General features: G+C 54.8%; 16 protein-coding genes. 10 read left to right on the top strand and 6 right to left on the bottom strand.

The window, feature by feature from the left end; genetic code table 11:
* Positions 1 to 48: 48 nt before the first annotated feature.
* From BM438_RS34370 to BM438_RS34330, 9 genes are all read left to right on the top strand, one after another.
* Positions 49 to 2,286, top strand: a complete 2,238-nt coding sequence (locus BM438_RS34370) for a polysaccharide biosynthesis tyrosine autokinase (protein WP_093644019.1) — start codon at positions 49 to 51, stop codon at positions 2,284 to 2,286.
* 95 nt (positions 2,287 to 2,381) lie between these two features.
* A complete protein-coding gene (locus tag BM438_RS34365; RefSeq protein ID WP_093644017.1) occupies positions 2,382 to 3,386 on the top strand; it encodes a glycosyltransferase in 1,005 nt (334 codons plus the stop codon).
* Positions 3,387 to 3,426: 40 nt separating this feature from the next.
* Positions 3,427 to 4,635: a glycosyltransferase family 4 protein gene (locus BM438_RS34360; RefSeq protein WP_093644015.1), complete on the top strand. Its 1,209-nt coding sequence runs from the start codon at positions 3,427 to 3,429 to the stop codon at positions 4,633 to 4,635.
* On the top strand, positions 4,628 to 5,905 hold the full coding sequence (locus BM438_RS34355; RefSeq protein ID WP_093644013.1) for a hypothetical protein: 1,278 nt from the start codon (positions 4,628 to 4,630) through the stop codon (positions 5,903 to 5,905). Before BM438_RS34360 ends, BM438_RS34355 begins: the two co-directional genes overlap by 8 nt.
* Positions 5,902 to 6,735, top strand: a complete 834-nt coding sequence (locus BM438_RS34350) for a glycosyltransferase family protein (RefSeq protein ID WP_093644011.1) — start codon at positions 5,902 to 5,904, stop codon at positions 6,733 to 6,735. Before BM438_RS34355 ends, BM438_RS34350 begins: the two co-directional genes overlap by 4 nt.
* Positions 6,732 to 7,796: an acyltransferase family protein gene (locus BM438_RS34345; protein WP_093644009.1), complete on the top strand. Its 1,065-nt coding sequence runs from the start codon at positions 6,732 to 6,734 to the stop codon at positions 7,794 to 7,796. The genes BM438_RS34350 and BM438_RS34345 overlap by 4 nt, the downstream gene beginning before the upstream one ends.
* Positions 7,797 to 7,850: 54 nt before the next feature.
* Positions 7,851 to 9,311 carry a lipopolysaccharide biosynthesis protein gene (locus BM438_RS34340; protein ID WP_093644006.1) on the top strand — a complete coding sequence of 487 codons (1,461 nt, stop codon included), beginning with the start codon at positions 7,851 to 7,853 and terminating at the stop codon, positions 9,309 to 9,311.
* On the top strand, positions 9,308 to 10,108 hold the full coding sequence (locus BM438_RS34335) for a polysaccharide pyruvyl transferase family protein (protein ID WP_093644004.1): 801 nt from the start codon (positions 9,308 to 9,310) through the stop codon (positions 10,106 to 10,108). The genes BM438_RS34340 and BM438_RS34335 overlap by 4 nt, the downstream gene beginning before the upstream one ends.
* 110 nt (positions 10,109 to 10,218) lie before the next feature.
* Positions 10,219 to 12,069 carry a glycoside hydrolase family protein gene (locus BM438_RS34330; RefSeq protein WP_093644002.1) on the top strand — a complete coding sequence of 617 codons (1,851 nt, stop codon included), beginning with the start codon at positions 10,219 to 10,221 and terminating at the stop codon, positions 12,067 to 12,069.
* A gap of 96 nt (positions 12,070 to 12,165) precedes the next feature.
* On the opposite strand, the gene rfbD is transcribed toward BM438_RS34330, so the two are convergent.
* From rfbD to BM438_RS45040, 6 genes are all read right to left on the bottom strand, one after another.
* Positions 12,166 to 13,071 carry a dTDP-4-dehydrorhamnose reductase gene (gene rfbD, locus BM438_RS34325; RefSeq protein WP_093644000.1) on the bottom strand — a complete coding sequence of 302 codons (906 nt, stop codon included), beginning with the start codon at positions 13,069 to 13,071 and terminating at the stop codon, positions 12,166 to 12,168.
* A gap of 11 nt (positions 13,072 to 13,082) precedes the next feature.
* Positions 13,083 to 13,634 (bottom strand): dTDP-4-dehydrorhamnose 3,5-epimerase, encoded by a 552-nt coding sequence (gene rfbC / locus BM438_RS34320; RefSeq protein ID WP_093643998.1) that lies wholly within the window; start codon positions 13,632 to 13,634, stop codon positions 13,083 to 13,085.
* Positions 13,619 to 14,512, bottom strand: coding sequence for a glucose-1-phosphate thymidylyltransferase RfbA (gene rfbA, locus BM438_RS34315; protein WP_093643996.1), 894 nt, complete (start codon positions 14,510 to 14,512; stop codon positions 13,619 to 13,621). The genes rfbC and rfbA overlap by 16 nt, the downstream gene beginning before the upstream one ends.
* A 10-nt stretch (positions 14,513 to 14,522) precedes the next feature.
* Entirely contained in the window at positions 14,523 to 15,584 is a 1,062-nt protein-coding gene (gene rfbB / locus BM438_RS34310; RefSeq protein WP_093643994.1) for a dTDP-glucose 4,6-dehydratase, read from the bottom strand.
* A 439-nt stretch (positions 15,585 to 16,023) separates the two neighbouring features.
* Positions 16,024 to 16,965, bottom strand: coding sequence for a glycosyltransferase family 2 protein (locus BM438_RS34305; protein WP_208620736.1), 942 nt, complete (start codon positions 16,963 to 16,965; stop codon positions 16,024 to 16,026).
* 756 nt (positions 16,966 to 17,721) lie between these two features.
* A complete protein-coding gene (locus tag BM438_RS45040; protein WP_143131802.1) occupies positions 17,722 to 18,018 on the bottom strand; it encodes a hypothetical protein in 297 nt (98 codons plus the stop codon).
* Between the two features lie 377 nt (positions 18,019 to 18,395).
* Between BM438_RS45040 and BM438_RS34300 the strand changes: the two genes are divergently transcribed.
* Positions 18,396 to 18,994 (top strand): YjbH domain-containing protein (locus BM438_RS34300; RefSeq protein ID WP_143131801.1); only part of this gene is annotated, 599 nt, incomplete at its 3' end.

Here is an 18,994-nt window from a genome sequence, read left to right as displayed (position 1 = left end):
GCGTCGGCCATGACGTCGAACGTCACCTCAAACATCGAATAGAGCAAGATGAAAGAAATAAACCCGCAGTTCAACGAGAACGAGCGTGATGATGAGTTTGATTTCATCACCCTATTGGACATCCTGCTTCAAAATCGCTGGCTGATCGTTGGATCCGCCGTGGTCTTCCTGGTGATCGGCGGAATCTACGCGTTGCTCACCAAGCCCATCTACTCCGCCGACATCAGCGTCCAGGTTGAGGACAGCCCGGACACGTCCGCCGCGAAGAGCTTGATCGGTGACGTGTCTTCGCTATTTGAGGTCAAGTCGACGGCTGCGGCGGAAGCTCAGATACTGGGCTCGCGCATGGTCGTGACGAATGCGGTCGAGAACCTTCTGCTGTACATCAACGCCAAGCCGCGCTATTTCCCGTTGATTGGCGAACGTATTGCCAAGAAAAACAAGCAATTCTCGGAGCCGGGGCTGTTCGGGTTCGGCGGCTTTGCCTGGGGCAACGAGAAGATTGCCATCAAGCAATTCGATGTTCCCGCAGAAATTTACGACAAAGAATTCAATCTGATTTCTGTTAAGAACGGACACTACAGAATCTCAAGTTCCGTCCTCGATGAGGACCTAACTGGGACTATCGGGCAACCGTTGCTGTTCAATACATCGGCTGGGCCCGCCACACTACTGGTGGAATCGATTCACGCCCGCCCTGGAACCAGGTTCGTACTGAGCAGGAGTTCCAAACTCCAAACCATATCGGACTTGCAGGATGCGCTCGACATTCAGGAGAAGGTGAAGCAGTCTGGCGTGGTGATTGCTACTCTGCGGAACCCGGATCCCGATCTGGTCTCGCGCGAGTTGAATGAGATTGCCCGTCAGTATATTAAGCAAAACATCGAACGGAAGTCGGCGGATGCGGCGCAATCGCTTGATTTCCTCAATTCCCGTCTGCCGGCACTTAAGCATGAACTTGAGGAATCCGAGCAGCGTTATACGACACTGCGGAATGCCAAGGGCACGGTCGATCTAACTGAAGAGGCTAAGCTGTCGCTCGGTCAGGCCGCGGATGCGCAAACCAGAATGCTCGAACTGCGTCAGAAGCGCGACGAACTGGAGACACGATTCAACCCTTCCCATCCTTCGATCATCGCATTGAACGAGCAGATTGCAGCGTTGGCCGCGCAAGCTTCCACGTATGACCAGCAAGTCAAACGCCTCCCAGACATTCAGCAGGACGTGGTGCGACTGATGCTCGACGTGCAGATCAACACGAACCTTTACACCGCGCTCCTCAATAGTGCGCAGCAGCTCGAGTTGGTCAAGGCCGGTAAGGTCGGGAACGTCCGGTGGGTTGATCACGCGGCAATCCCTGAAATTCCGGTCAAGCCGAAGAAACTGGTCGTTCTTGCGATTGCCGCTGTATTGGGAATTTTTGTTGGAGTAGGGGTTGCATTTCTGCGTGACATGCTGTTTCGCGGCATTGAAGATCCGAGTCAGATCGAACGTTTCACGGGGCTCAACGTCTATGCCACGATTCCGTTCAGTCAAAATCAGTTGATGCTGGCGAGAAAGCTCGGGGAAAAGGGCAACTCGCCATCGATCCTCAGTACAACCCATCCTAAGGAAGCAGCGGTAGAAAGCTTGAGGAGTTTCCGTACGGCGTTACAGTTTGCAATGCTCGAGGCTCGGAATAATGTCGTATTGCTCACCGGTCCGGCTCCTGGCGTTGGGAAGTCTTTCGTATCGACCAACTTCGCCACCGTTCTCGCGGCGGCCGGAAGGCGGGTGCTGCTGATTGACGGTGATATGCGTAAGGGTTACTTGCAGCAATATTTCGGTTTGGAGCGCGCGGGTGGATTTTCCGAAGTCATTTCAGGCTCGATAACGCTGGCGCAAGCAACGCACCGAAACGTCGTCGAAAACCTCGACTTTTTGTCCACAGGTGTATTGCCGCCCAATCCTGCCGAGTTGCTGTTGAACGAACGCGTACCTAAGCTTTTCCAGGAAGCTTCTGCTCTGTATGACATTGTGATCATCGATTCCCCTCCGGTTCTCGTCGCGGCGGATGCGCCGACGATTGCCCTGAGCGTAGGCGCGACGTTCCTTGTTGCGCGATCGGGTGTAACGAAGATCGGTGAGATCGCGGAGTCCGCCAAGCGGTTGGCGCAAGTGGGAGTTCAGGTCAATGGTGTGCTGTTCAACGGCATTCGTTCTGGCATTGGCCGCTATTCATACGGTTCCAAGTACGGAAGCTATCGCTACGCCGCGTACAACTACGCACCGGCGGATAAAAGTTGAACCAGTGAAGGGACGTTCGTGAACCAGACTTGGGGCGCAAACGCCGCTGGGCCAGTCAACGCCTTACCAGCCTAATTCGCAAGGTATTCTGATCAATGAGCAACGTTCTTTATTCCGGCTTTCGACACGACCATCATAATGACGGGGCCGGTTATGACCGGGTCGTTCCTGATGGAGCGGCGTATGTCTGCGGTAATGTCCTGCCATTTGGAACGCGGCGGATAGGAACGAAAGGGCGAAGCCTCAACTTCCTGATTGTGGATATCCTGACGTTCCTCAGGGGGCTTCGGTTCCCTGTGATTCACTACATCTATCCCGAGAATACCGCTTACGTGTCGTCCTTCATACTGAAGGCGCTCGGCAAGAGGATCGTTTTTACTATCCACCTAGGCGAGGACTTCTGGGTCGGTAAGCCTCGCAGTCTGTTTTACAAGTTGAAACAACTGAATCTTCGGTGTGCCGACTTCGTCATCACCTTGAGTCAGGATCAGGAGCACCGTTTGCACGATATTTTTCCCGGAAAGACGGTGAAGTTCCTGAAGCACGGGCTCGAATTTAAGAACGAAACGCTCTCAAGCGAAGTTGTAGCATCGCGTCGAAACGCGTCGAAATTGCTAGCGGTCGGAAAAAACTATCGAGATTTCGACACGTTGAAGAAGATCGCGACCGACCTGAAGAAACACAATATGGAGTTGCATCTGGTTGGCACCGGCCTATCCGGTGCGGATTTCAACGGATCGTCTGAGAACGTGGTCGTTCACGGCAGATTGACCGCCAGCGAGTACGAGAAGCTGCTGCTTGAGTCATTCGCGATGGTGTTGCCCCTCACGTTTGCGACGGCCAACAACGCGTTGCTCGAGGCGCACAAATTCGCGCTACCCGCCATTTGCAGTGACATTGACGGCGTGAGTGACTATGCGACTTCCAGCACGCGGTTCTTCACGTCGGTCGACGAGTTCTGGCGCGAGATTGATAGTTTGAGGGCGCTTTCCGTCGATGAGTATTCGTCTCTGTGCTTTGCGGGTCGAGACCATGCGGAAAAGATCTACGACTGGTCCGTGCTCCAGAAAGACACACAAGAGTTTTTCTCAATAGAGTGAAATTGTCCGGTGTTTGCCTGACGATCTAATTGAGCTTTCCATGAAGATATTCTATTTGAATCAATTGTATTCGCCTCATGTCGCGGGCGGCTCGGAGATTTGTCTTCAGGAAGAAGCGCAAGGGATGCTGGCGCGCGGGCATGAGGTTACGGTGCTCGCGACAGGCCCGACACCCGGCATTGCGATCGACCATGTCAACGGCGTGAAGGTCATTCGAGCCGGTACAAATAACGTCTACTGGCACTACAAGAAAGAGCAGCGTTCATTCGTCCAGGGAAAGACATGGCATATCAAGGATAGCTATAACGCTTCGATGGCCGCCATTGTCGAGACCGTGCTGGACACGGAGGCGCCGGATCTGGTTGCGGTTCATACGCTTCCGGGCTGGTCCGCGGCCGCGTGGCAAGCGATTGCAAACAAGAACATCCCAATCGTTCAGGTCCTGCATGATCTTTACCACCTTTGCCCCACCACGCAGATGTTCAAAGGCGGAGAGGTATGTGAACAGCGGTGCGTTAGCTGCCGTCTGCTCAGAGTGCGCAGCCGCAGTGCTTCCAGCGTGGTCTCTGCTGTCGTAGGCGTTAGCCGCTTTGTACTGGACAAGCATCTGTCGGCGGGATTTTTCTCCAACGCGTCGATCAGAAAGGTCGTGTTCAATGCCCGAAGCCTAACGGGCGAAGACGTCATTAGCACGTCCGAGGCCTGTACGTCTTCCGACGTGCGATTCGGCTTCATTGGTACGCTCTCGCAAGCGAAGGGGCTCGAGTTCCTATTGAATGAGTTTTCAGGGAAGTTGCCAGGAGCAACGCTGTCCATCGCAGGTCGTGGCGATCCAGCTTATGTTGATCCGCTCAAGAAAAAATACGAGAGCGAATCGATCCGCTTTCTGGGCTACGTGAAGCCGAGCGACTTTTTTGCCTCGATCGACGTTCTCGTCGTGCCTTCGCTTTGGAATGACACCTATCCCGGTGTGGTCGTTGAGTCGCATATCTACGGGGTACCGGTGATCGGCTCGGCAAGGGGGGGGATTCCGGAAATCATCACCGAGAAGGTGACAGGGTTGATTTTTGAACCTACGGAAGACGGTGCGTTGCTCAAGGCTATGAAGCATTTCGTGGACGCCACGGAGCAGATAAAAAAGATGGGCGCAGCAGCGAAAGAGTCAAGCAGGGCGATGGTCGACATCAAATCGTGGCTCGACACCTACGAGAACATCTATATGAACCTTCTGGAGGCCACCGTTGGCTGAGCGCCGGTTTCTGACGAGGTTGCTGCTAGGTGTCTGGATCGTTGCGGTCTTTTCCGACGCTACTGCAGGCATATTGCGGTTCGCGCTCGCTAGTGTTGGGCTCGTGTGGGTCAGCTATTTACCGAAGGGGCTGGTAGTGGCTTTTGGCATTTTTTCCATTTTCAGAAAGACGAGATCCTTTGTGCAACTCGGTTCGTTTGCGATCCTGGCATTTGCCGCAGTGATCGGCATCGCAAACGGATTGCGATTCGAGCAGATCGCATCTGCCTTCACGCTATTCATGCCGCTTATTTTCGGCGCGGAATGTTTCGATAACTTCGACAGATCTCGTTCCGTAGTTGTCAAGTGGCTACTCCTTGTCTACGCACTCAGTTGCGTCGGCGTTTTGCTCACCAACTTCGTCTCCGTGCCATGGTCGGAATTGGCCTATAACGTTGGCGACGTCGCTGTTGAGGGGGTAAGAAGTTGGTCGTATGAAGGATTCAACCGGCCACCCGGATTCACGCGTAGCTCGGTCGCAGTGGCGACCATTCTGATGATCAGTACGTGTCTGCTGTATCCCGTGGCATGGAACAGGAGCAAGATCGTTGCCATTGTGCTAGTGATTGTCGGGGTCGGATGTGCTGTTGTCAGTACCACCAAGGGCGTGGTGGCCGCAATCGTCTTGGCCTTACTCATATTTTCGCTGCCGAGAAAGCTTTATGGCCTCGCCACCGGCTCCTTTGTCGTGCTGATCATGGTGATTCCACTCAGTACGGTGTTCGTCAGATATACATTGGGGTTCGATAACCCGTTCATCGCCTTTCTGACCCTCAGCTTTGACGAACGGCTTACCAATACGTGGCCCAACGGTATCGATATTGTGTGGCGTTATGGAATCCCATTTATGGGAAGGGGCTTGGGCGGGGTAGGCACTGCGGCGAGATATCTTGGGGACTCTGGCGGTCCGCTCGCCTCCGCCTCCGTGATGGATAACTTTGCCTTGTATATGTACGGGCATTTCGGCTTAATCGGTATTGCGCTCTTCGTCTACATGGCGGGTTGCGCAGTCAAGTTGATCAAACGCGCAGACCCCTTTGATCGCGGTCTCGGACTTTGTCTGCTCGCGCTGCTAATTAGCGGCCTCAGTATGGATTTCATTGAAAGTTTGCCGGCAACCATCGTTGTCGGAATGGCGCTTGCCGCAGCTGCGCGGCGCCGGACGAAGCCCGTCATCAATTTTGCACCGAGATTTGCTCCCCAACCGATTCTGAAAGGACACGGCGCATGACCATCTTCAATCGCTGCGCTTCGATCTACGTGTCCTACCATAGCGAAAAGTACATTGATTGTTTTCTGTGCAGGCACCGGCAGGAGTTAGGGGAAACGGTGCTGATCGTTAATTCAACGCCCGGGAAATACGCGGGGGATCTTTCAGGCGTCAAGTGTCTGGAGGCACGAAGGAACGTCGGATTTGCCGCGGCAAATAACCTTGGCGTCGTCGGGCTATCTGGCGGCGCGCACGACTTCATTATTTTCATCAATCCCGACGTGGCTATGCCGCAGGGGTGGTTGGACTCGTTTTCAAAGATTTGCGATTTGCCCGAGTATCGGGATGTTGGGGTCTTCACGGGCCCGCTACTCGGCTATTCGTTCGCTCGCGACGAACCTACAGGCCTGATAGACAGCCTCGGGATTTGGCGAACCAGTTATGGCAAATGGTTCGATAAACAGCAGGGCCAGCCGACCACAGCGCCCGATTCTGTGGTCACTGAACCTCAGGAGGTGCCGGCCGTATGCGGGGCACTGATGGTTGTACGGAAGAAGGTAATCGAAGAGCTTGTCTCTGAGTACGGTTTTTTCTTCGACGAATCCTACTTTATGTACAAGGAGGATATCGAAGTTTCACTAAGGATTCGCCGGAAAGGTTGGCGGACACTTTTGCATCCGAGCCTCGCCGCTTACCACTGCAGGGGCTGGGACCCCAATCGGGGGGCGATGCCCAAGTGGACCCGTTCAATCTCGTCTCGTAACGAGCTGAAGATGCATTTGCGATATCACTGGCGGGGTGTGCCCTATTCGTTGTTGAAATATCTGTACGTTAAGTTGATGGAAAAATGAAACAGCAACGGCAAATTTACTCGATACAGGTGTTGCGGGGCGCCGCCGCGCTGCTAGTCGTGGTACATCACGCGTGCAATTTCCTGGTCGAGCACTCTTTCGGGGGGGGGTATGATTTCAAAATCGGTGCGATTGGGGTCGACATATTTTTTATCATTAGCGGCTTCATCATGTACTGCAGTACGTTGGGGCACAGGGGCACCCTTAAAGAAACCCTTGCTTTTTGGAAGAAAAGAATAGTTCGAATTGTCCCGCTGTATTGGCTGATCACTGCTTTCATTGTGATTGCTTCATTCGCGCAGCCGGCATCAGCTTCGTCAGCAGCGGTAACGCTCACCGGGTTTGTTAAATCGATTCTGTTCATTCCTTACGTCAGTACCGGTGGACTAATGCAGCCAGTGGTCGGGCAAGGGTGGACTCTGAATTACGAAATTTTCTTCTATGCGGCGCTTGGATGTGTTCTGCTGGTATCGCCACGCCATATGCTGGTAAGGGTCGCCGCCGTCTTCGCCATCTTTCAGTTTTCTGCCTGGTGTGCTTCTGGGAAATCTGTCGTGTTGGGTTTCTACGCTAGCCCAATGATGCTCGAGTTCGTTGCTGGGGTGGTTCTAGCAAAGCTGTACCTGAGGCATCAATTGCCCCCCCAATGGTTATTGAACTGCGGGATCGTACTGGGAGCATTTCTCCTGACACGTGATCAGGGATTCAAGGCGTACTTTTCATCCGAATGGCATCGGATCGCCGTTTGGGGCGTGTTCTCGTTCATTCTCGTTGCCGGACTGCTGCGAAGCGAATCTTGGTGGTCGAGCAGGGCCCCACGAATCATGACATTCCTGGGCGATGCGTCGTACTCGATTTATCTATCGCACGTCGTCGCGTTCTCAATCTTTTGGAAAGTGCTGGCGCGGCTTCCTGTCGCTCATGAGCTACCGGCCGCTGCGGTGTTGGTCACCCTCTGCCTGTTCGCGACGCTTTTTGGTTCCACCTTGTATTGGTTTGTGGAACGTGGGCTGACGAAGATCTTTTCGGGCAGCAAGCATCGTCTTGTGATTCAGATTTGATATTTGCAAAGGCCTGCTAATCCAACCTAACGTCTTTTATATGATGGTATTTTGATGAGTGGATCACTACGGCAAAGCGTCTTAAGCGGTTTGTTCTGGTCCCTGTTGCAAAACTGGGGCGGCCGGCTCGTAACGTTTATTCTATTTACGCTTCTCGCACGTCTATTGGGGCCGCGAGATTTCGGCGTGTTCGCGGCCGCCGTCGCGGTCATCTCGATTCTTGAGATATTCGTCGAGCAGGGATTGGGAGACGCCCTGATTCAGAAGGAACATGTGTCGCTGGAGTTGCTGAATACAACGTTCCTTCTCAATCTCACGCTGTCGATCGCGCTAGTTTCGTTGCTAGTCGCGTTCGCGCCGCTCGTGGCGGCGCTGATGAAGGTTCCGCAACTGACCAACATCCTGCGGGTGGCGTGCATCAGCACGCTGATCAACGCATTCGGTTTTTGTCAGCAGGCGATGTACCGAAGGAATTTCGCTTATAGATGGTTGGCGCTAAGGTTTCTGATCGCCACGGCCATTTCGGGAATCGTCGGCGTTGCTGTCGCTTACGCCGGGGGAGGCGCGTGGAGCCTCGTTGCTCAGGTCATCTGCGCCTCGCTGATCAATGTCGGACTGCTGTGGGCTAAGCCGCAGTGGAAATTGTCCGCGAGATTTGATTTCAGAGGGGGAGCGTCGCTGCTGCGCTTCAGTTCGAACATATTGGGTATGCGAATACTCGATTTTGGCAACACCCGGTTTATTGAGATTTTCATCGCTGCCACGCTCGGCCCGACCGTGCTCGGTATCTATGCCGTCGGGGTACGTATTTATCAGATATCCATGCAGTTACTGAGTTCCGCGATCCTGGATGTTGCCCATAGCGGCTTTTCCCGGCTGGCGAAAGATCGCGAAAAATTTAACCTGGCGTACTACAAGGCAACAACAATTAGCGCGACGTTGGCGGTACCTTGCTTTGTGCTTCTGGCTACGGTCGCTCCAGAATTGTGCATTAGCCTTTTTGGACAAAAGTGGGCAAATAGCGCGCAGGTATTGACGCCGATGGCGCTGCTAGGCGCGGTTCAGGTTATCCAGTTTTATAACGGGGCGAGTTTTAATGCGCTGGGTATGCCGGTTGTAACCCTCGCGATAAACCTTGTGAAAATTGCCTTCACGGCCTTTTCGTTGTGGATGACGCTGGGAAGCGATCTTGACCATATGGTGGTTGCGTTTGTTATCGCCCAGGCACTCGTAACTCCACTCAATTTTTATCTGGCGAGGAGAAAGCTGGGCATCGATCTTGGGCGATTGTTCAAGAATGTCTGTCCCGTCTTTCTCGCTTGTGGGGTAATGGCCGGTGCAGTGATCATGTGCCGGTCGTTCCTGAGCCACCATGAGCTTTCAATTTATGTGAAATTCCCGGCTTTGCTGGGAGTTGGTGCGGGGGTATATCTGGCTTTGTTGATCTTATTTATTAAGAAAAATTATCTTGAAGTTTTGAATGTATTTAAATTGAGAAGGCACAGTCCAGCATGAACGATATCGCCAAAAAAAGCACGATTCCCATGTTTTACTGGTCAGCCGAGCAAAACTTCGGCGATGAGCTCTCCAGCGCCGTTGTCGAATGGGTTTCGGGATACCCCACCAAGCTGGTGGAGACAGATTGCGCAAACAAGCTGGTTGCAGTTGGCTCAATCCTTGAGCGGGCACGTAACGGCGATATCATATGGGGTAGCGGTGTCCACCCGACGCAGCACGATCTGTTTTGGCAGAAGCCGGTCCGTAAGTGGTATCGAAAAACGCAGGAAAGACAGACGGACATCGAGGTGTGGGCGATACGCGGGCCGCTTTCGAGAGACGCCCTGCTTTATCGCGGTGTGGAGTGCCCAGAGCGCTTCGGCGATCCGGGCGTTCTGACTGCGCTTGTCTATCCAAAGAGCAGAGATCCGAATAAGAAGTGGGGTTTGATTCCTCATTTCAGGGATAAAGATGTACTGGACGGTAACGATATTCATGTCATTAACGTCCATGACAAGTGGGAGAATGTGGTCGATCAGATCATTCAGTGTGAATGCATTATCTCTTCGTCGCTACATGGGATTGTGGTGGCGGAGGCATATGGAGTGCCGGCAATATGGCTGAGAACCCTGAGCGGCGAGGGCTTCATCAAATACATGGACTACTACGCGGGGACGGGACGTATTCCTAACCCACGTTATAGCCTTGACGATGCATTAAAAACGCCGTTTCCTCCGGTGCCGGATTTGCGCCCGTCGCAGCAGGAACTTATTTCGGCGTTCGATAAATCCAAAGTCACGCGTATCGTGATCTAGCTGTGTCAAATGCGTGGCGGACGCGACGATAACTGTCCACAGGCTCCGAAGTTGGCGCGTTCGCTGCCTCATGGGCGATCCGCGCCGAGTCTTACTCAATACGGTGAACCATGAAACGCAACGTATTAAGAGCCCTATATTTTTTGTCGGTTTTGGCGCTCCCGCTCCACCTCCTGGCTTCGCAGCCGCAGATAACCGTGAAGAGCGGCGCGCCGTCCAATGTGTTCGTCGCGACAGATCCGGAATTCGATACCGTTGGAGGCAATCAGACCGGCTGGACTCTGACAAACTGGAAGCAGTCGATCATTGCGTCGGGTGTTCTGAATGGTTCCGGGAAGCTCAGTTTCAAGGGCATGCGAACCGGGTATTACAAGCTGACCATCGCCGGAGATCCGGATCCCGTATATTTTGGTGTCCTGCCAAGAATTGTCTCATCGCCGGATAACCGGGTGGCGTCCGATAGCGCGCATAGCTGGATCGTGCCGCCGGATCACCTCAAGCTGGTTGGGGATTTGGAGAGATTAGCCGGACTGAAAACCGTGCGCGATCGCTTTAGCTGGTCGCAGATCCAGCCGACGCCAGGCCCGTTCGCCTGGGGTAACTATGACAAGAGCGCTTCTGTCATGCAGTCGAATGGAATAGAGACGCTGGGGGTATTTCACGATGCCCCCAAGTGGACTCGCGGAAAATTTAACAAATTGCCGGATAACCTGCTTGCCCTGAATAGTTTTTGCAGTGCAGCCAGCGCCCACTTCAAGGGCCGCGTTAGCGCCTGGGAGTTCTGGAACGAAGAAGATATCGGGTTCAACACGGACCCTGCATGGAATTTCGCGGCGGGTCAGAAGGCATGTTATCTCGGCTTCAAACAGGGAAATCCGGGCGCTACCGTCCTGCTTGGTTCGGTGGCCCAGCCTATGAAGAGAGGTAGTTTGTTGGATGTAATCTTCTCAAACGGAGCGTCGGACTATTTCGATGTCTTCAACTTTCACATCTACTTGCCGTCGCGGAAGCCGAGTGTTCTACTCGATAAGATGGTCGACTCCAACCAAGCTATTCTGAATGCGCACTCAATTCGAAAGCCATTCTGGGTGACGGAAGTGGGATTGGGCTTTGAAGGCGACGGCCGGGCAAAGACCGAAGTGAATGGTCAGGTCCACGCTGAGCATGACGCGGCGCAGGAGATCGAGCAGGCCAACGCGCTGGTGCGATCACAGTTGATGCTGATGGCTTTGGGGAGTCAGCGCAGTTTTTCGTTTATTTTTCCGCCGCTCAATGAGAAGAATAAAGTGTGGGGATTCTTGAGGTGGGACTATAGCGTCAAGCCGGCTTACGTCGCGCTAGCAAATCTGAACTATCAGCTACAAGGTAAATCGTATAGCGGTACTGTGGACTTGGGCAATTCAGTCACGGGATATCTTTTTGGTGGAGGGAGCGATCAAGTTTTGATCATTCCTGTCGCGGATAGAAACGTGCTTTCCGCTAAGTTTGCTCTCGGTGACAGGGTAAAAGCTTATGACCTGATGGGGACGCCGGTCACGGATCTCCAGACGGTGGACGGTGCAGCGATTTACCTTCGGGGTTTAAACGGTCTGGTGGCCGAGTCCACCGCATTCGCGGCGGTCTACGACAAGGCCAAGCCATCCAATATCGTGGTCAATCTCAAAGTTGATAACGGATTTCAGGTGAAGGATCGAGTTCGGGTCGTGGGCAGTGACGGTTCGGCGATGTTGGACGTCTACAACTTCGCAGATCAGCCGCAAACGGGAGCAATTACAGCTGATTCGGGGCCGAACGACGTTGCTATACAGGGGCTGCCGCAAAGTGTAACGCTCGCGGCGAAATCCATGAGAAGCTTTCCGGTACACTTGGTGTCTCGTGGATCCGCTTCGTCATTGCGGTTATGGACAGAGTTCGCGGGAGACAGACGGATTGCGGCTGTCGTGCCGTTTGCTTCGAATTAGCGATTGCTCGAACCGGCCACGCGTCTATTTAAAGGGTGGATGCGCGGGCGGTCTGGTTACGCGCGAGACCTAGGCCGGTAGCGAAACTTATGCTTGTTACCGGAACGCGTCGGTTAAACAGAGCGCCAACGCTTCGCGCCAATGCGGCGCGGCAAGCCCGAACACCTGCGCGAGCTTCTCGTTCGACATGCGTGAATTGGACGGACGCTTTGCCGGCGTCGGATAGTCGGAAGTGGGAATCGACAGCGCCTTCGGCCGGTTCGGCAGGTCCGCGAGTTCGAAAATGGCCGACGCGAAGCCGTGCCACGAAGTCGCATCGCCGGCGCACAGGTGATAGATGCCCGAGCGCTCGCTCCACCATGCCGCGCTGTCTTCCGCGGCAAAAGCCTGTGCGCTCAGATGCGCGCTGAGCGTCGCGATCGTATTGCTCCAGGTCGGCGCGCCGAACTGGTCGGCAACCACCTTCAACTCGGGCCGATCGGCGCCGAGGCGCAGCATGGTGAGCAGAAAATTCTTGCCGCGGGTGCCGTACACCCAGCTCGTGCGCAGCACCAGGTGATTCACGCCGGTTGCGGCGATGGCTTGCTCGCCCGTGAGCTTCGTGCGGCCATACGCGTTCTGAGGATCCGAAGGATCGTCTTCGACGTAAGCGCCGTCTTTCTCGCCGTTGAACACGTAGTCGGTCGAGTAGTGAATCAACGCTGCACCGAGCTTTTTCGCTTCTTCAGCCAGCACGCCCGGCGCTTCGCCATTGATGCGCATGGCCAGATCGAATTCCTCTTCTGCCTTGTCGACCGCGGTGTAGGCCGCCGGGTTGACGATCAGCGCAGGCCGCACGTCGCGAACAACCGCACGGACCTGATCCAGATTGGACAGATCCAGCGTGGCGCGGTCGACCGCGACCACGTTGCCGAGCCCTTGCAGCGTACGCGCAAGCTCGAAGCCAACCTGGCCATTTACACCGGTGACGAGAATCGTCCGCTTGGCATCATGTGCGCTCATGCGGCAACCCCTTAGGCGTAGACTTCAGCATCGGCAAGGCGCTTGCCTGCTGCATCCTTCGCAGCCAGCAACGGCTCGAAGTCGATCGGCCACTCGATGCCGATCGACGGATCGTTCCAAACAATACTGCGCTCGTGTTCGGGAAACCAGTAGTCGGTGGTTTTGTAGAGGAATTGCGCCGATTCGGACAGCACCACGAAGCCATGTGCAAAACCAGGCGGAACCCACATCTGCCGATGATTCTCGACCGACAGCGTCGCACCCACCCACTTGCCGAAATTCGGCGAACTCTTGCGGATGTCGACAGCAACGTCGAACACCTCACCCTCAACCACGCGCACGAGCTTGCCCTGCGCGTTCTGGATCTGGTAATGCAAGCCGCGCAACACGCCTTTCGCGGAACGCGAATGGTTGTCCTGCACGAATTCGATGCCCGGCGCGACCTGCTCAGCAAACTCAAGTGCATTGAAGCTTTCGAAGAAAAATCCCCGTGCGTCGCCGAACACTTTCGGCTCGATGAGCTTGACTTCAGGCAGCGCTGTAGCGGTTACTTGGATGGCCATGCAACTTGGTCCGTAAGAAGGTTTTGCAGATACTTGCCGTACGCGTTCTTCGCGAGCGGCTTGGCCAGCGCAAGCAGTTGCTCACCGTCGATCCACGCCTGGCGGTAGGCAATCTCTTCCGGACATGCGACCACCAGACCCTGCCGTTTTTGCAGCGTCGCGATGAACGTCGCCGCTTCGATCAGCGAATCGTGCGTGCCTGTATCGAGCCACGCATAACCACGCCCCATGATCTCGACATTGAGCGCGGCGTTGGCCAGATAACGCGAATTGACGTCGGTGATTTCGAGCTCGCCACGCGGCGACGGCTTGATATCCGCTGCGATATCGCAGACCTGCTTGTCGTAGAAGTACAAACCGGTAACGGCGTAGTTCGAGCGCGGCTTAACCGGCTTCTCTTCGATCGACAGCGCGCGGAACTGCTTGTCGAATTCGACGACGCCGTACCGTTCCGGATCGTGCACGTGATAAGCGAAGACGGTAGCGCCTTCGTCTTTCTCATTTGCGCGTTCCAGCTGCTTTGCGAGATCGTGGCCGTAGAAAATGTTGTCGCCGAGAATCAGCGCCGACGGATCGTTGCCCACAAAATCGCGGCCGATGATGAACGCCTGCGCGAGACCGTCCGGCGAAGGCTGAACCGCGTACTGAATGTTCATACCCCACTGGCTGCCGTCGCCGAGCATCGCCTCGAAACGCGGCGTGTCCTCCGGCGTGGAGATGATCAGTACGTCGCGAATACCCGCCACCATCAGCGTGGACAGCGGGTAGTAGATCATCGGTTTGTCGTAGACCGGCAGCAACTGCTTGGAGACGACATGCGTGATCGGATACAGGCGCGTGCCCGATCCGCCCGCGAGAATAATGCCTTTACGCGCCATTGCCGTGCCCTTACGCGCGCTGCGCGTAGTTGGTCTCAACCCACTTCCGATACTCACCCGAAGCGACTTCGTCAGACCACACCTGATTGTCCAGATACCACTGGACCGTTTTGGCAAGGCCTGTTTCGAACGTCTCGGCCGGCTTCCAGCCGAGTTCGCGCTCGAGCTTGCGGGCGTCGATCGCATAACGGCGGTCGTGGCCGGGGCGGTCCTTCACATAAGTGATCTGGTCGCGGTACGAGGCGCCTGCCTTCGGACGCAACTGGTCGAGCAGGTCGCACAGCGTATGCACGACGTCGAGGTTCTTCTTTTCGTTCCAGCCGCCAATGTTGTACGTCTCGCCCGGCGTGCCGCGCGCGAGTACTTCGCGGATCGCGCTGCAATGGTCGCCGACATACAACCAGTCGCGCACATTCTGACCGTCGCCGTACACCGGCAGCGCCTTGCCGCTGAGCGCGTTGGCGATCATCAGCGGAATCAGCTTTTCGGGGAACTGGTACGGACCGTAGTTATTCGAGCAGTTCGTTGTGAGCACCGGCAGGCCATACGTGTGATGGTAGGCGCGCACCAGATGGTCGGAACCCGCCTTGGTGGCCGAATAAGGGCTATTCGGCGCGTACGGCGTGGTTTCGGAAAATTGCGGATCGGTAGCGGACAGCGAGCCAAACACTTCGTCGGTCGAGACATGCAGAAAACGGAACGCGGCCTTGTCGGCCTCGCCGAGCGCATTCCAGTACTGACGAGTGGCTTCGAGCAACGTGAAAGTGCCGACCACGTTGGTCTGCACAAAATCTGCCGGGCCATGGATCGAACGGTCTACATGGCTTTCAGCGGCAAAGTGCAGCACGGCACGCGGCTTGTGCTCGGCGAAAAGCGCGTCGAGCGCGGCGCGATCGCAGATATCGGCTCGCACGAACACATGCCGCGGATTGGCCTGTTGCGACTTGAGCGTACCCAGATTGCCCGCGTAGGTCAGCTTGTCCACATTCAGCACCGCTTCGTCCGACGCATCGAGCCAGTCGAGCACGAAATTGGCGCCGATAAAGCCGGCACCGCCCGTTACCAGGATCATGAGGTTTCCTTCGAACGCATAGGTCCGTATCCAATTCGATTGCTGGAATGTTCTTGCATGAGAAAGGGAGCTTCGGATTAGTGGGTCGGGAGACAGGAAATTCGAGTCGCAGACTTCGATAAGTGACGGAGGCAGCCAGGAAACCAATAGCGACCAGCAAAATGTCACTGCCACAATATCGCGCGCCTTTATGATGGTCGCGGGCCGCAGCGGATGACACTTCCAGCGATGAGCGTCCGCCAGGACGCGGTGCAAAATGCAACTGGCCCTAGCTGGACGCAATGCGGCAATCGACGGCGAGCAGGGTGATCTTGTGCGCTGACGAAAAAGGGTTATTCATTCCGTGCGTCTCGGTAACGGTAAGGCTCAAAAATAATCATGCGGAAACGTCCGGCAGAACTAACAACTGGCCTATTCCGCCGTTCATCGTAAGTTGGTTTCACCTGACGAACGGGTCGTCCCAATAGCGGTGGTGCATACTCAATCGGCGCTTTATCGCGGGTGACATGTATTTCTCAAACCGACTAATACGGAACGCAATAAGCTTCAGTCCATTCCGCACGATGGAAATCGGCCACAGATGAATTTTCTTCATTCCGAGAAATTTGAGTTCGTTTATCACGTAGCGAAGACCTTCCTTCCCCGCGCCGCCGACCTCTTTGCTGATCCATTCCTCGCGGGCGTGAAACACACCAATGTCGAAATAACGCTTGAATTCTTGGAACAGCGTGTAATTGTGTGAATGTCGGCAACGAGCGCTTCCCTCGTAGGCGATCTTCCAGCCATTCAATAACATCTTAGCCGCCACATACATGTCTTCCGACAAAATCACATGTGCCGGGAATCCGCCCACTGCCTTGATAGCTTCACCGCGATAGGCCGAGAACGAATTCGACATGAACGCGGCTTTCATGCCCGATTTATCTGCTGTCTTGAGGGACTTTACTTCCGACGCGTCGGGGTAATTGAACGTGCGCGCGTGCATCGACAGCACCGACGCATCCAGATGAGGCAACTGCCGCCCGCACACAGCGCCGACTTCCTTATTCGCGAAGGGGCGGATGATATTCTCGAGCGCGTACTGATCCTCCAGATAGGCGTCCTGAGTCAGGAAAACATAGAAGTCGTAGCCCGGATTATTGTCTATCATCCGTTGCCGGGTGGCGCCGTGATTGAACTCGTCCGTTGGGATCGAAAATACGGTGGCGCCGTGCGCCGCCGCAACCTCAGCCGTCCCATCCCGTGAGGATGAGTCGACCACGATGAAGTCGAATTTCTGACTCTGGGACCTTAGAGACTGCATCAATCGAATCAGATCTTCGCGCCCGTTGTATGTTGGGACAATACAGGCAACCTTCGCGGCGCCATTTATCGAATCCACGACCTCGCCTCCCATGTCAAAAGTGTACGAATTGAAAAGATTCGCTAGTGAAGAAATTGCGCGCTATCCACTCAATAAATGCGGGCGGAAAGCCGGTCGCCTCGCGAGCTTCGGCGACGGTCTGTGTCTTCCGATGTGGCCTGCGATTTTTGTATGATTCGATTGATTAAAAAAATGCAGTGAGTCATACAAAATAAACGACTACTGGAATTCCTCTCCTGAGATTAGAAGCGTCAATCCTGATTGAGGCACAGTCCATTTTGAAATGGACATGTCGCATCCTTCTCGAGTAATAGAGAATTTCATCGACTTGACAAGGTAAAAGTCCGGCAACTCGCGAAAGCAGTACAATTAATTAAATCGAGGCTTGCTTGCTCGTTGGAATGTATCTTTACCGAACGAAAGCAGCTTTAGGGAAACATGGCGAAAGACGACCAGATAATTTCACTTTTCGACAAAGCGCTCGGAGCTTGGCGAGACGCGCGATCGAGAAGGCAGAAGTGGTGGAAAGCTTTTGCGGGTGAGAGGAAATTCGATATATAGGCCGCGCTGGTCGGCGGAAGACAAACGTGGTTCTTGTCGGCTAACTCGCCGTGGATGCATGGCGGTGTCACCGGCGATGCACCGCTGTAGGTGGTGCCGTAAGCTGTGACGGTCCGCTCGACAGGCTCCGCCGTACACAGACGGATGCGGCGTCGGTGCGTTCACAACTGGCTGGCTGACAGCGCAGCCGCATCGGAACTTATCTCCCAGACCTCACTGTTTTGAAGTTCCGCATTTAGAACCAATGCATTGATTGAAAAACGTCAGCCGGATTTGTGTCTTGTCATAGATTCCGCGCAGTTCGGGGCCCCCGATCGAAAATTGCCGACCACGACCATCTTGACGTCGAGAAGCCGATGCACGTTCCGGCGATCCAGCGAGCGCATCTACGGCAAGATCGAATGATGTGTCGACGAGAGGCGCCTTCACGGTCGCGATTTCGCAGCTGCGACTACTCGTGCGGAAACGGCTCAATCGGTTTTTTTGCAATTCGTCGGCGATTCGTTGCACGAGTGTTCAACGTTGCCCCCACTCGATTTTCGCAATGACAACGGCCCGCCAGTCAATGCGATCTGCATTGAATGAATGTAGTAATCCGCCAACATGTTGGAGTTTTCCGTCAGTCGCCATTTCCGATGATGTTGACTATGTATGATGCACCAAAACCAGAGGACACTTCGCTGCACGACTCTCGTCGGGTTGCTCTTAGTAGGTAGCGCGGTAGGTCGTACAACCACAAAAATATATAGCGATTGTCAATCAATATTAATTTGGACTACATATGTATTGATTAATTGGATCGAGCGGCGCATTACGAAGATGAGTTGCGGTGACGATTGATAACGGTCCAATTTGCCGCCGGGCGTTTAATACCAACAACTATAGACATGAGCGGAAACTTGATTGGACAGGAACCGATAGGAGGCCGCAAGACGTTGGCGTTAGCCGCTGTTCTGGCGTTTTCGATTCCCGCGCATGCGGTAGAGCCAGTGTTGAACACGCTCGGTCAGGCGGGTGGTTTGGTGATTCCGTACGCGTTTGCACTGCCCGAGGGGACGGTGGAGGCGCAGTACAACAACTACATCGATCCGCGCTATGGGAAGCAGGCGACGGGCTCGCAAATGCATTGGGGCGCGGTGGGGTTGCTGCCTTATGTGGAGTTGTCCGGTGGACTCGCCAATTACCCGGCGAATGTCCCGGCGCCATTCAGCAACGCCGATCACTTCCTGTTTCGTCACCTGATGGGTGACGTCAAGCTCGAAGTACCGAAGTTCTTTAAGTATCAGCCGAGCATTGCGTTCGGCATTAGCGACATTGGCGGCCAGACGCATTTCTTCCGGTCGAAATACGGCGTGGTGTCGCAAGCATTTGGACCGGTGACGTTGACCGCGGGTTACGGCCAGGGCGATCGCCTCGATGGTTTGTTCGGTGGCGCGCAGGTCTCGCTGTGGAACACGGGTTTGTCGCTGCTTGCAGAAGACGATTC

This window comes from Paraburkholderia aspalathi, assembly GCF_900116445.1.
Classification (GTDB): domain Bacteria; phylum Pseudomonadota; class Gammaproteobacteria; order Burkholderiales; family Burkholderiaceae; genus Paraburkholderia; species Paraburkholderia aspalathi.
This window is presented reverse-complemented; position numbering and strand designations above follow the sequence as displayed.

Bases quoted from the DNA above. Each gene is read 5' to 3' on its own strand.
- BM438_RS34370 (WP_093644019.1), top strand. From the start codon at position 49: ATGAAAGAAATAAACCCGCAGTTCAACGAGAACGAGCGTGATGATGAG.
- BM438_RS34365 (WP_093644017.1), top strand. From the start codon at position 2,382: ATGAGCAACGTTCTTTATTCCGGCTTTCGACACGACCATCATAATGAC.
- BM438_RS34360 (WP_093644015.1), top strand. From the start codon at position 3,427: ATGAAGATATTCTATTTGAATCAATTGTATTCGCCTCATGTCGCGGGC.
- BM438_RS34350 (WP_093644011.1), top strand. From the start codon at position 5,902: ATGACCATCTTCAATCGCTGCGCTTCGATCTACGTGTCCTACCATAGC.
- BM438_RS34345 (WP_093644009.1), top strand. From the start codon at position 6,732: ATGAAACAGCAACGGCAAATTTACTCGATACAGGTGTTGCGGGGCGCC.
- BM438_RS34340 (WP_093644006.1), top strand. From the start codon at position 7,851: ATGAGTGGATCACTACGGCAAAGCGTCTTAAGCGGTTTGTTCTGGTCC.
- BM438_RS34335 (WP_093644004.1), top strand. From the start codon at position 9,308: ATGAACGATATCGCCAAAAAAAGCACGATTCCCATGTTTTACTGGTCA.
- BM438_RS34330 (WP_093644002.1), top strand. From the start codon at position 10,219: ATGAAACGCAACGTATTAAGAGCCCTATATTTTTTGTCGGTTTTGGCG.
- rfbD (WP_093644000.1), bottom strand. From the start codon at position 13,071: ATGAGCGCACATGATGCCAAGCGGACGATTCTCGTCACCGGTGTAAAT.
- rfbC (WP_093643998.1), bottom strand. From the start codon at position 13,634: ATGGCCATCCAAGTAACCGCTACAGCGCTGCCTGAAGTCAAGCTCATC.
- rfbA (WP_093643996.1), bottom strand. From the start codon at position 14,512: ATGGCGCGTAAAGGCATTATTCTCGCGGGCGGATCGGGCACGCGCCTG.
- rfbB (WP_093643994.1), bottom strand. From the start codon at position 15,584: ATGATCCTGGTAACGGGCGGTGCCGGCTTTATCGGCGCCAATTTCGTG.